The 12,702-nt window shown below is 67.0% G+C and carries 10 protein-coding genes; 9 read left to right on the top strand and 1 reads right to left on the bottom strand.

Annotated elements, in window-relative coordinates:
- Positions 1-3: 3 nt before the first annotated feature.
- Positions 4-855, bottom strand: a complete 852-nt coding sequence (locus BRAD285_RS25335) for an N-acetylmuramoyl-L-alanine amidase (protein WP_006614106.1) — start codon at positions 853-855, stop codon at positions 4-6.
- A gap of 599 nt (positions 856-1,454) precedes the next feature.
- Here BRAD285_RS25335 and rsmH point away from each other — a divergent pair.
- The 9 genes from rsmH (at position 1,455) to murG (ending at position 12,700) form a co-directional block, all read left to right on the top strand.
- Complete coding sequence (rsmH, locus tag BRAD285_RS25330) at positions 1,455-2,396, top strand: 16S rRNA (cytosine(1402)-N(4))-methyltransferase RsmH (protein ID WP_371507728.1); 942 nt, start codon at positions 1,455-1,457, stop codon at positions 2,394-2,396.
- A 3-nt stretch (positions 2,397-2,399) separates the two neighbouring features.
- Entirely contained in the window at positions 2,400-2,792 is a 393-nt protein-coding gene (locus BRAD285_RS25325; protein ID WP_006614104.1) for a hypothetical protein, read from the top strand.
- The gene (locus BRAD285_RS25320; RefSeq protein ID WP_006614103.1) at positions 2,789-4,537 is read left to right on the top strand and encodes a penicillin-binding protein 2; all 1,749 of its coding nucleotides are present in this window, start codon (positions 2,789-2,791) and stop codon (positions 4,535-4,537) included. The genes BRAD285_RS25325 and BRAD285_RS25320 overlap by 4 nt, the downstream gene beginning before the upstream one ends.
- Positions 4,538-4,608: 71 nt before the next feature.
- Entirely contained in the window at positions 4,609-6,069 is a 1,461-nt protein-coding gene (locus BRAD285_RS25315) for a UDP-N-acetylmuramoyl-L-alanyl-D-glutamate--2,6-diaminopimelate ligase (RefSeq protein WP_006614102.1), read from the top strand.
- Positions 6,066-7,442 carry a UDP-N-acetylmuramoyl-tripeptide--D-alanyl-D-alanine ligase gene (gene murF, locus BRAD285_RS25310; protein ID WP_006614101.1) on the top strand — a complete coding sequence of 459 codons (1,377 nt, stop codon included), beginning with the start codon at positions 6,066-6,068 and terminating at the stop codon, positions 7,440-7,442. Before BRAD285_RS25315 ends, murF begins: the two co-directional genes overlap by 4 nt.
- 192 nt (positions 7,443-7,634) lie before the next feature.
- On the top strand, positions 7,635-8,741 hold the full coding sequence (gene mraY / locus BRAD285_RS25305; protein WP_006614100.1) for a phospho-N-acetylmuramoyl-pentapeptide-transferase: 1,107 nt from the start codon (positions 7,635-7,637) through the stop codon (positions 8,739-8,741).
- Between the two features lies 1 nt (position 8,742).
- Complete coding sequence (murD, locus tag BRAD285_RS25300) at positions 8,743-10,143, top strand: UDP-N-acetylmuramoyl-L-alanine--D-glutamate ligase (RefSeq protein ID WP_006614099.1); 1,401 nt, start codon at positions 8,743-8,745, stop codon at positions 10,141-10,143.
- Positions 10,144-10,396: 253 nt separating this feature from the next.
- Positions 10,397-11,548, top strand: a complete 1,152-nt coding sequence (gene ftsW / locus BRAD285_RS25295; protein ID WP_006614098.1) for a putative lipid II flippase FtsW — start codon at positions 10,397-10,399, stop codon at positions 11,546-11,548.
- A gap of 48 nt (positions 11,549-11,596) precedes the next feature.
- Entirely contained in the window at positions 11,597-12,700 is a 1,104-nt protein-coding gene (gene murG, locus BRAD285_RS25290) for an undecaprenyldiphospho-muramoylpentapeptide beta-N-acetylglucosaminyltransferase (RefSeq protein ID WP_006614097.1), read from the top strand.
- Positions 12,701-12,702: the final 2 nt, after the last annotated feature.

Raw genomic sequence — 12,702 nt, 5'->3', positions numbered from 1 at the left:
GGATCAGGCGCGCGGCGTCGGCTCTTCCGCCGGCAGGCTGGTCAGGAGTGCATGCAGCGTCCAAAGAGTGGAGCGGTCGGCGATGCCGTCGACCTTCTCGGGGCGGAAGTGCCGTTGGAACGCGGTGACCACCTCCATCGTGAGGCCGTCGAACTTGCCGGTGATCGGCACGCCGTAGCCGTATCGGGCGAGCGCCTTCTGCAGGCCCTTGACGTCGTCGCCGATGCTGCCGAGCTTTAGGGTCTCACCCTTGGTGATCGCCGCGGGCTGCACCCAATGGCCGACGCCGGAATTGGCGAGGGAGTGCCAGGGAAACTTCTCGCCCGGATCCTTCTTGCGCGACGGCGCAACGTCGGAATGGCCGAGCACGCGATGCGCCGGCACGTTGCGGCGGAGCATGATGCCGCGGCACAGCGCGATCACGGCGGCGATCTGCCTCGGCGGAAAGTCCGGATAGCCCCAGTCGTGGCCGCGATTGACGATCTCGATGCCGATCGAGCAGGAGTTGATGTCCTCCTCGCCGCCCCAGGACGACAGCCCCGCATGCCAGGCGCGCAGCGCCTCGGGCACGCATTGGACGATGCGGCCATCCTCGAGCACGATGTAATGCGCCGAGACCTCCGTGCCGGCGGTGCACAGCTTGGTGATCGCGCCCTCGACATCCGGCATGCCGGTGTAGTGGAGGATGACCATGTCCGGTTGGCGGCCACCCTTGCGCTCACCAAAATTTGCGGACGGGATCACGTCGGACGCGATCGACGAATCCGGCGTGAAAACCGGCAGGTCTGAGACGCCCTTGGGAATCGGCACTGCGCGCGGCCGCTTCGATTCGGACTTGTCGGTTGAATCGGTCATGAAGCACTCGAAGCGGAGGCGGCGACGACAATCAATCAAATTGAATATGGGCAGGCACTACTCTTTTACATGTCCCAGCCGCAATCGAAATCGCATGGCGAGCCCCTCGTATTGATCAGATCCGTTGCGCAAAGGCGGCGAGGGTTGTTGAGATGCAGCCAGATGCTCGCCACGACTCGGCTGTTCCAGAGAGTGCCCAAGATCCGCCACAGACCGTCAACGGTTTGTTAACGCTAAAGGCCGTTACTAAGTGGTGAAGAGCCAAGCCGGCTTTCGGGACGGCAAGCCGCCATATGCAAGGTCCTGCACGGGATATCACCGGTTCGAGCGCTGTCGGGGGCATCCGGCAGCGCACGATCGTTGATGGACCGGCGCTCGCCCCGGCGCGGAGTTCGCGTGCCGGGGCTCGGGCCATTGTGAGGCGGGCGATTGACCGTCCCGGACGGTGGCTTGGTGAATTGACGAGGCGCGAGGATCGAAGGCGCGATGGGCTCGCAGCCGAGCATAGTCAGTCCGGGTCGGCGGCATCCGTGTGGAGCGGCCGCGTGAGCACGGCTGACCAGCGCCATATCCCGGTGCTCGGCCCTGAAGCGGTCGAGATGCTGGCGCCCCGCGATGGCGGAACCTATGTCGACGCGACGTTCGGCGCGGGCGGCTACACCCGGCTGATTCTGGCAACACCGGGAACGCGGGTGATCGCAATCGACCGCGACAGCACTGCGATTGCTGAAGGCGTTGACCTCGTCGCCGAAGCGGGCGGCCGGCTCACGCTGGTCGAGAATCGCTTCTCAGCAATTGCCGACATCTGCGCCGCGCAGGGGCTCGACCACGTCGACGGCGTCGTGATGGATGTCGGCGTGTCGTCGATGCAGCTCGATTCCGCCGCGCGCGGGTTCTCGTTCCGCTTCGACGGTCCGCTCGACATGCGCATGGGCGCGACGGGACCGACCGCCGCCGACGTCGTTGCGCAGGCCTCCGAGCGTGATCTGGCCGATGTCATCTATATCCTGGGTGAAGAACGCCACTCCCGCGGGGTGGCTCGCGCGATCGTCGCCGCGCGCAGGGAGCAGGCGATCACGACGACACGGCAGCTCGCCGATATCGTGGCACGCGTGGTGAGATCCAAGCCGGGGGACATCCATCCGGCGACGCGCACGTTCCAGGCGCTGCGGATCCTCGTGAACGAGGAGCTGGACGAGCTCGAAGAGGCATTGTCGGCAGCCGAGCGCATCCTCGCAACCGGCGGCCGTCTCGCCGTCGTCTCGTTCCATTCGCTCGAGGACCGCATCGTCAAGACGTTCCTGGCCGAGCGCAGCAGGACTGGCGGCGGCTCGCGTCATCTGCCGGAGATCGCGCAGGAGACGCCGAGCTTCAAACCGCTAAACCGCAAGCCGGTGGTGGCAGGGGAGGCTGAAACCGAGGCCAATCCGCGCGCGCGGTCCGCCAAGCTGCGCGGTGCCGAGCGCACGACGGCGCCGGCGCATGCGCCGGCCTCGTCATCGCCCTGGCCGCGCTTGGCCGACGTCCTGCGGGGAGGCTGACCGATGCGCCTCCTGCATCTCGTGGTGATCTGCTCGCTGATCTTTGCGGCCGCCTATGTCTATCGCATCAAGATGGAATCGACCGCGCGCGTCGAGCGCGTGCTGCAATTGCGCGCCGAGATCCGCGAGCAGCGCGAGGCGATCGCGATCCTGCGCTCGGAATGGGCCAAGCTCGACGCGCCGCTGCGGCTGCAGGGGCTGGTCGAGCGGCATCTGCCGCTGAAGCCGCTCAACGCGACGCAATACGACAGCCTGAAGAATCTCCCAGAGCGGCCGCCGCGCTTCGCGCGTCCAGACAATCCGGATCCGATCGGCTCGATGATCGATACGATCGACGCCATCAATGAAGAACCCCCCGTGACCGGATCGGTCTCTCGTCCGGAGGATCAGCAATGACCGATCAGCTTCGGCCGCATGTGAAGCCGCAGGAGCCATGGCGCCAGCGCCTCGTGCGCACGCTGCTGTACGGGCGCGACGTCGATCGCACGGCCAAGGCGCGGGCGCGCATTGGTCTCGCGATCATCGCCTTCGCCGCGGTCTATGCCGTCATCGGCGGCCGGCTCGTGATGTTCGCGGCAGGTTCCGACGGTCCGAGCGCGCGGCGCTCCGCGCAGCAGGACGCCATCGCGACCGCGCGGCCCGATATCGTCGACCGCAACGGCGCCGTGCTGGCGACCGACGTCAAGACGCCGAGCCTGTTCGCCGAGCCGCGCCGCCTCATCGACAAGGACGAGGCCATCGAGCTGCTCACCGCGACCTTGCCCGATCTTGACACGAACGAAGTGCGCGAGCGCATGATGTCGCGCAAGGGCTTCGTCTGGCTCAAGCGCGAGATGACGCCGAAGCAGCAGCAGGACATCCATCGCCTCGGCCTGCCGGGCGTCGGCTTCCTGCGCGAGAACAAGCGTGTCTATCCCACGGGCAACGAGGTCGCCCACCTGATCGGCCTGGTGAATATCGACAACCAGGGCATCGCCGGCATGGAGAAGTGGCTCGACAATCAGGGCCTCGCCGACCTGCATCGCGCCGGCTTCGCCACCGACCGCCTGCAGAAGCCCGTCGAGCTCTCGGTCGACCTGCGCGTCGAGCATGCGCTGCGCGATGAGCTGCTCAAGGCCAAGGAGAAGTTCAAGACCAAGGCGGCTTCGGGTCTCGTCGTCAACGTCAGGACCGGCGAGATCATCGCGATGGTGTCGCTGCCGGACTTCGATCCGAACAACCCGAAGGAAGCGCACGATCCGGACCGCATCAACCGCCTGACCACCGGCGTCTACGAGATGGGCTCGACCTTCAAGGCGTTCACTTTGGCGATGGCGCTCGATACCGGGAAATATGATCTCAATTCGCTGTGGGATGCGCGCGGGCCGCTGCATTACGGCAAGTTCGCGATCCATGACGACGAGCCGAAGGGCCGCTTCCTCAACATGAAGGAGGTGTTCTATTTCTCGTCCAACGTCGGCGCGGCCAGGATCGCGCTGACGCAGGGTGTGGAAGGCCACAAGGCCTTCCTGCGCAAGATGGGCCAGTTCGACCGGTTGCGCACCGAGCTGCCGGAGAGCGCCTCGCCGATCCTGCCCAAGCGCTGGGCCGAGTTGAACACCGTCACGATCGCGTTCGGCCACGGCATGGCGGTGGCGCCGCTGCAGGGCGTGATGGGCGTGAGCGCCCTGGTCAATGGCGGTCTGCTGATCCCGCCGACCTTCATGAAGCGCACCGAGGCCGAGGCGATGGCGATCGCCAAGCGCGTCATCAAGCCGGAAACCTCGGAGAAGATGCGCTATCTGATGCGTCTGAATGCCGAGGTCGGCACCGCGCGCAAGGCCGACGTGAAGGGCTATTACATCGGCGGCAAGACCGGCACCGCCGAGAAGGTGATCAATGGCCGCTACGCCAAGAAGAAGGTGCTGACCCTGTTCACCGCCGTGATCCCCGCCGACAAGCCGAAATACCAGCTCCTGATCATGCTGGACGAGCCGCAGCCGCTGAAGGAGACCTACGGCTTCATCACCTCGGGCTGGAACGCGGTGCCGACCGCCGGCAATGTGATCTCCCGGATCGGGCCGCTGCTGGGCATCGAGCCCCGTTTCGACCTGCCGCCGTCCGACCGCCAAATTCTTGCGGCATCGCGGCTGACGCAGTAAGCCGTCCGCGAATCGCAAGGCTATGGAGCTGCCGCCGCCCGGGCGGGAGCCAGGACTGGTACGGGACCGGGATGAAACTTCACGATCTCCTCGGCGATATGGCGCGGCTCGACCCGCAAATCGCCGCCGTCGAAGTCTCCGGTCTGGCCGTGGACAGCCGCGCCGTCCGGCCCGGCGACCTGTTCTTCGCGCTGTCGGGAACCAAGACGGATGGCGCCCGCTTCATCGCGGCTGCGATGGCAGCCGGCGCGGCCGCCGTGGCCGGTGCTTCGGCACCGGAGCAGGGGCTCTCGGTTCCCTTCATCGTGCTGCCGAACCCGCGGCGTGCCTTGGCGCTGGCGGCGTCGCGCATCTTCCCGCGGCAGCCGGCGACGATTGCCGCGGTCACCGGGACCAGCGGCAAGACCTCGGTGGCCGCGTTCACGCGCCAGATCTGGCAGCGGCTCGGCCACAGCTCGGCCAGCATCGGCACGGTCGGCCTGGTGTCGGATAAGCGCACCGTCTACGGTTCCCTGACCACGCCGGATCCGATCGCGCTGCATCGGCAGATCGACGAGATCACGCAGGATGGCGTCACGCATCTGGCGTTCGAGGCCTCATCGCACGGGCTTGATCAGTTCAGGCTGGATGGCGTGAAGGTTTCGGCCGGCGGGTTCACCAACCTGTCGCGCGACCACATGGATTACCACCCCGACATCGCGCATTACCTCAACGCCAAGCTGCGGCTGTTCCGCGACCTCGTTCCGCCCGGCGGGCCAGCCGTGATCTCGGCCGATCATGAATGCTCGCTGGAGGTCATCGCTGCGGCGGAGACGCGCGGCCTTCACTTGATGACCGTGGGGACGAGCGGCGACGGGGCAGGGCCGGGCATCCGGCTCGTTGCGGGCGCCATCGACGGCTTTGCGCAGCAGCTCGAGATCCAGCATTGCGGCCGGATGTATTCCGTCCGGCTGCCACTGGTCGGTGCCTTCCAGATCGAGAACGCATTGGTCGCGGCGGGCCTCGCGATCGGGACCGGGAGCGATCCGCAAGCCGTGTTCGAGTCGCTGGAGACACTCGAAGGCGCGAAGGGGCGGCTCGAACTGGTCGGCGAGCACAACGGCGCGCCCATCTTCATCGACTACGCCCACAAGCCGGATGCGCTGGCCAAGGCGCTGCACGCCTTGCGGCCCTATGCCTCAGGAAAGCTCGTGGTCGTCTTCGGCGCCGGTGGCGACCGTGACACCGGCAAGCGGCCGCTGATGGGCGAGATCGCAGCCGCAGAGGCCGACAGCGTCATCGTGACCGACGACAATCCGCGCAGCGAGGATCCTTCAGCAATCCGCGCTGCGATTCTCGCCGCCGCACCCGGCGCGCGCGAGATCGGCGACCGCGCCGAGGCGATCCGCGTTGCGATCAGTGAGCTCCAGCCGGGTGACGCGCTGATCGTCGCCGGCAAGGGGCACGAGGTCGGCCAGATCATTGGCGGCACCACCCTGCATTTCAGCGATCACGAAGCGGTCGCGGACGTACTGGCGGCGAGGGCATCATGACGAAGGCGCTGTGGACGGTGGCCGAAGCGGCGCGTGCGCTCGGCCTGACCGGCGACTATCCGGAAACGCCGATCGACTTCGTCACGCAGGACAGCCGCGCGGTGAAGCCGGGCAGTCTGTTCGTCGCGCTCAGCGGCACGCCGAGCGGCGGATTCGTGTCGAGCTTTGCCTCCAGCCGCGACGGCTGGGAATTCGCCGCCAATGCCGAAGCGGCCGGCGCGGTGGCGATGATCGTGCCGCATCGAATTGAGGGCGTCACCGTACCGCAGCTCGTGGTGCCGGACACGCTGATCGACGGCTTGTGGGCACTCGCGCGCGCGGCACGAGCGCGTTTTCACGGGCCGGTGATTGGGCTCACCGGCAGCGCCGGCAAGACCTCGACCAAGGAGTTCATCGCCGCCTATCCCGGGGCCTCCGCCAGCCCATCGAGCTTCAACAATTTCTGGGGCGTGCCGCTGACGCTTTGCAATGCCGATCCATCGGCCTCGGTCTGGGTGGTCGAGATGGGCATGAACCAGAAGGGCGAGATCGCGCGGCTGACGGAGCTGTCGCAGCCGACCGTGGCGCTGGTGGTGAATGTGCAGCCGGTGCATCTGGAGAAGCTCGGCAGCCTCGAAGCGATCCGGCAGGAGAAGGTCTCGATCGCGCGTGGCCTGGCCGCGGATGGCATCCTTGTCCTTCCCGCTGATCTCGCAGCACCCGAATGGACCGGCAAGGCGATCCGCTTTGGCGGCGGCGCGGAGGTTCGCGAGCTGTCGCATAGCTCGCGCGGTGAGAGCTGGGACGTGACGGCCGATGTCGCCGGCTGCCAGGTCACGTTTGCCCTGACGCCCGGCGCGCCGCATCGCCTGCACAATGCGCTGGCGGCGCTGGCGTCCGTCGCCGCGGCCGGCCTCGATCCAGCACAGCTGGCGCCGGCGCTCGGTCATGTCGGCATCATGACCGGCCGAGGCGTCGAGCAGACCGTCGGCGACATCGTGCTGATCGACGACAGCTTCAACGGCAACCCGGCGAGCATGGCCGCGGCGCTCGACAGCCTGCAGGCCCGCCCCGTGCGCGGCCGGCGGATCGCGATCATCGGCGACATGCTCGAACTCGGCGATGAGGCGCCGTCCTACCATGCCGAGATGGCCGGCCATCTCGCCGGGATCGACGGTGTGTACTGCGTCGGCCCGTTGATGCGTCATTTATTCGACAACCTGCCTGAAGCGAAGCGGCTCGGCTGGCATGAGGATCCGGTGACGCTGGATGCCGGCGAGCTCGCGGCGCTCCTGGTGCCCGGCGACGTCGTCGTCATCAAGGGCAGCAAGAAGATCTTCTGGGTCAACAAGTTCGTGTCGAAGCTCGCCGCCGCCTTGCAGAGCCGCGCGTAACAATCGGGCGATATCGCGGCGCGGCAGAACGATGTTTTCCACTGGTGGTCGAAGCAGTCATGCCGGGCGGATCGTTCCGCCGGGCCACGATTCGCACCCGGCCCCGATCATGGTTAAAAGAGGCGGACTGGATTCGTGCAGGGGACTTCCTGTCGCACGCCCGGTCCCGGTCAGACGGCATAGGCGGGTTGGATGTTCTACTGGTTGATCGAGCTGACGAATACGTTTCCGAGCCTGTCGGTGTTTCGAGGACTGCTGAACGTGTTCCGGTACATCACGTTCCGAACCGGCGGCGCTGTGGTCACCGGCGCGCTGTTCGTGTTCCTGTTCGGTCCCTGGATCATCGATCATCTTCGCCTGCGCCAAGGCAAGGGCCAGCCGATCCGCACCGACGGACCGCAATCGCACATCATCAGCAAGAAGGGCACGCCGACGATGGGCGGCCTGATGATCCTCTCAGGTCTCGTCGTCTCCACCGTGCTGTGGGCCAATCCGCTCAACCCCTACGTCTGGATCGTGCTGGCCGTGACGCTCGGCTTCGGCTTCGTCGGCTTCTATGACGATTATCTCAAGGTGACCAAGCAGTCGCATTCCGGCTTTGCCGGACGCGCGCGGCTCCTGATCGAGGCAGCGATTGCGCTGGTCGCCTGCTATGCGCTGGTCCGGCTCGGACGCGATCCGTCCTCCACCGGGCTCGCGATTCCGTTCTTCAAGGATCTCGTCTTCAAGTTCGGCTGGATGTACGTGATCTTCGGCGCCTTCGTCATTGTCGGCGCCGGCAATGCCGTCAACCTGACCGACGGTCTCGACGGCCTCGCCATCGTGCCGGTCATGATCGCGTCCGCGAGCTTCGGCCTGATCGCCTATCTCGCCGGCAATGCCGTGTTCTCCGACTATCTGCAGATCCATTATGTCGCCGGCACCGGCGAACTGGCGGTGCTGTGCGGCGCGGTGCTCGGCGCGGGCTTAGGCTTCCTCTGGTTCAACGCGCCGCCGGCTTCGATCTTCATGGGGGACACCGGCTCGCTGGCGCTCGGCGGCATGCTCGGCTCGATCGCGGTCGCGGTGAAGCACGAGATCGTGCTCGCGGTCATTGGTGGCCTGTTCGTGCTCGAGGCGGTGTCGGTGATCGTGCAGGTCGCCTCGTTCAAGCTGACGGGCAAGCGCATCTTCAGGATGGCGCCGATCCATCATCACTTCGAGCAGCTCGGCTGGACCGAGCCGCAGATCGTGATCCGGTTCTGGATCATCTCGGTGATGCTGGCGCTGGTCGGCCTCTCGACCTTGAAGCTGCGCTGACATGATCCCCGTCACCTCATTTGCCGGCAAGACCGTCGCCGTGTTCGGGCTCGGCGGCTCCGGGCTGGCGTCATGCCACGCGCTGCGCGCGGGCGGTGCCGAAGTGATCGCGGCCGATGACGGTGCCGACCGGATGACCGAAGCAGCAAAGGCCGGCTTCATCACGGCGGACTTGCGCACTGTCTCCTGGGCCAATTTCGCCGCGCTGGTGCTGGCGCCGGGCGTGCCGCTGACCCATCCCGTGCCGCATTGGAGCGTGCTCAAGGCGCGCGACGCGGGCGTCGAGGTCATCGGCGACATCGAGCTGTTCTGCCGCGAGCGCAGACGCCACGCGCCGGATGCGCCGTTCGTCGCCATCACCGGCACCAACGGCAAGTCGACGACGACGGCGCTGATCGCGCATCTGATGCGGGTCGCCGGCTACGACACCCAGATGGGCGGCAATATCGGCACCGCGATCCTGTCGCTGGAGCCGCCGCGGATGGGCCGTGTGCACGTCATCGAGATGTCGTCCTACCAGATCGACCTCACGCCTTCACTCGATCCGAGCGTGGGTATCCTGATCAATGTGAGCGAGGACCATATCGACCGCCACGGGACGATCGAGAACTACGCGGCGGTGAAGGAGCGACTGGTGGCGGGGGTGCAGCCGCAGGGCACGGCCATCGTCGGCGTCGACGACGGCTTTTGCCGCGCGATTGCCGACCGGCTCGACCAGGCCGGCAAGCGCGTCGTGCGCATCTCGGTGAAGAACCCGCTGGCCGATGGGCTCTACACCGAGCATGAGACGATCGTGCGCAGCGCCGGTGGCGCGCGCAGCGAGGTGGCGCGGCTCGGTGGCATCGGCTCGCTGCGCGGGCAGCACAATGCGCAGAACGCCGCCTGCGCCGCGGCCGCTGCGCTTGCGATCGGCGTGAAGGAGGACGTGCTGCAGCAGGGCCTGCGCAGCTTCCCCGGTCTCGCGCATCGCATGGAGCAGGTCGGCCGCCGCGGCAACGTTCTGTTCGTCAACGACTCCAAGGGCACCAATGCCGACGCGACGGCGCATGCGCTGTCGTCCTTCGCCGACATCTTCTGGATCGCCGGCGGCAAGCCGAAGGCCGGCGGCATCACCAGCCTGACCGGCTTCTTCCCGCGCATCCGCAAGGCCTATCTTATCGGTGAGGCGGCGGCAGAGTTCGCTGGTACGCTCGGCGATAAGGTGCCGCACGCGATGTCCGGCACACTCGAAGTCGCGGTCGCTCAGGCCGCCGCGGACGCGGAGGCGTCAGGCTTAAAAGAGGCCGTCGTCCTGCTGTCCCCCGCCTGCGCCTCCTTCGACCAGTTCCGCAATTTCGAAATCCGCGGCACCCGCTTCCGCGACCTGGCGCAGGCACTACCGGGTGTGACACCTGTGGTGTGACCGCTCTCGCGTCACCACTAGCTGTCGTCCCGGCGAACGCCGGGACCCATACCCCCAGGGAGCGGTTTGAGGCACGCCGGCAATTGGCTCTTCGCCCATCACGACGGCCGCTGCGTATGGGTCCCGGATCTGCGCTGCGACGCGCTGGTGCGCGTCACGGCTTGTCCGGGACGACGGTCGGAGGGCTCCTTAACCCTTCAATAACCATCCTGGGCGCCAATGGGCTGAATCCTTCGCCTCAGGTGGTGGCCCGATGCTCTCCCGTGAAGAACGCAATCCGCTGTCGGACTGGTGGTGGACCGTCGACAAGCCGCTGCTCGGGTCCATTCTCGCGCTGATGCTCTGCGGGGTGATCCTGTCGCTGGCCGCCAGTCCGCCGGTCGCCACACGCATCGGGCTCGATCCGTTCCACTTCTTCAACCGCCACGTCCTGTTCCTGCTGCCGTCCTTCATCGTGCTGATCGGCGTGTCGTTCCTGTCGCCGCGACAGATCCGGCGCAGCGCGCTGGTGGTGTTCGCGATCGCCATCGTGCTGATCGTGCTGACCCTGGCGATCGGTCCCGAGGTGAAGGGCTCGCGGCGCTGGATCACGCTGATCGGCGTCAACATCCAGGCCTCGGAAGCGGCGAAGCCGGCCTTTGTCGTCGTGTCCGCCTGGCTGTTCTCGGAGTCCGCGCGGCGGCCGGACATGCCGGCCACCACGATGGCGCTGGTGCTGCTGCTGATGCTGGTATCGCTTTTGGTGATGGAGCCGGATTTCGGCCAGACCATGCTGATCCTGATGGTGTGGGGCTCGCTGTTCTTCATCGCCGGCATGCGGATGATCTGGGTCGCGGGCCTCGCCGGTGCCGCTGCCGCGGGCCTGTTCGGCGCCTATCTGCTGGTTCCGCACGTGGCGGGGCGCATCAAGCGCTTCATGAACCCGGCGTCGGGCGACACCTTCCAGGTCGATACTGCCATGGAGGCGTTCTCCAATGGCGGCTGGTTTGGCCTCGGGCCGGGCGAGGGCATTGCCAAGCGCAGCCTGCCGGACAGCCACACCGACTTCGTGTTCGCCGTTGCCGCCGAGGAATTCGGCATCATCCTGTGCCTGGCGCTGGTCGCGCTGTTCGGCTTCATCGTCATCCGCACGCTGTCGCGCGCCTATGCCAGCGAGGACGGCTTCTCACGCTTCGCCGCGTCGGGGCTCGCGATCCTGTTCGGCATCCAGGCCGCGATCAATATTTCGGTCAATTTGCAGCTGATCCCGGCCAAGGGCATGACCCTGCCTTTCATCTCCTATGGCGGCTCCTCGATCGTGTCGCTGGCCTATGGCGTCGGCATGATGCTGGCGCTGACGCGGCAGCGGCCGCGGATCGAGGCCGAGGTCACGGATGCGGCCGGAACGCTGCGCACCTACGCCTAGAGGCCGGCCGGCTCGCAATGACGACACATTGCCTGTAAACATCAGCGTATGACCCCATCTGCGCCTCTCATTATCCTGGCCGCCGGCGGTACCGGCGGCCATCTGTTTCCCGCCGAAGCGCTCGGCGTCGAGCTGATCAAGCGCGGCTATCGCGTCCGCCTCGTCACCGACGCCCGCGCGCTGAAATATAGCGGCCTGTTCACCAAGGACATGATCGACGTTGTCCCGAGCGAAACGGTGCGCAGCCGCTCGCCGGTGGCGCTGGCGCGCACCGCGCTGCTGCTCGGCACCGGCACGCTCGCTGCGTTCAACCTGATGCGGCGACTGAAGCCCGCGGCCGTGATCGGCTTCGGCGGCTATCCGACGGTGCCGCCGCTCTTGGCGGCGCGGCTCGCCGGTGTGCCCAGCCTCATTCACGACGCCAATGCCGTGCTCGGCCGCGCCAACCGTTTTTTGTCCTCGCATGTGAAGGCGATCGCGACCTCGCTGCCGGGCGTGCTCGACCGCGATCCGGCACTTGCTGCAAAGACCACGACCGTCGGCACGCCGATGCGGCCGGCGATCCTCGAAGCCGCGGCCGCGCCCTATGCCGCGCCGGAACCTGCCGGCCCGCTACGGCTGCTGGTGGTCGGCGGCAGCCAGGGTGCGCGCGTCATGAGCGACATCGTGCCCGGCGCGATCGAGCGGCTGGAGCCGGCGCTTTGGGGCCGGCTCGTGCTGACCCAGCAGGTCCGCCAGGAGGACATGGCGCGGGTGCGCGCGATCTATGATCGGCTCAAGATCAATGCCGAGCTTGCCCCGTTCTTCACCGACCTGCCGGCGCGGCTCGCCGCCAACCATCTCGTGATTTCGCGCTCCGGCGCCGGCACCGTGGCGGAGCTCGCTGCCATAGGCCGGCCCTCGATCCTGGTGCCGCTGCCCGGCGCCATCGACCAGGACCAGTTCGCCAATGCCGGCGTGCTGTCGGACGCCAACGCCGCGATCCGGATCGTGCAGAGCGAGTTCACGTCCGACCGCTTGGCCTCGGAGATCTCGTCCCTAGCCGCCGAGCCGTCGCGCCTCATCGCTATGGCCCAGGCCGCCCGCGCCGCGGGCCGGCTCGATGCCGCGGAGCGGCTGGCCGATCTCGTCATCAAGACCGCCACGCCTTGAGC

It is taken from the genome of Bradyrhizobium sp. ORS 285, assembly GCF_900176205.1.
GTDB lineage: Bacteria > Pseudomonadota > Alphaproteobacteria > Rhizobiales > Xanthobacteraceae > Bradyrhizobium.
This window is presented reverse-complemented; position numbering and strand designations above follow the sequence as displayed.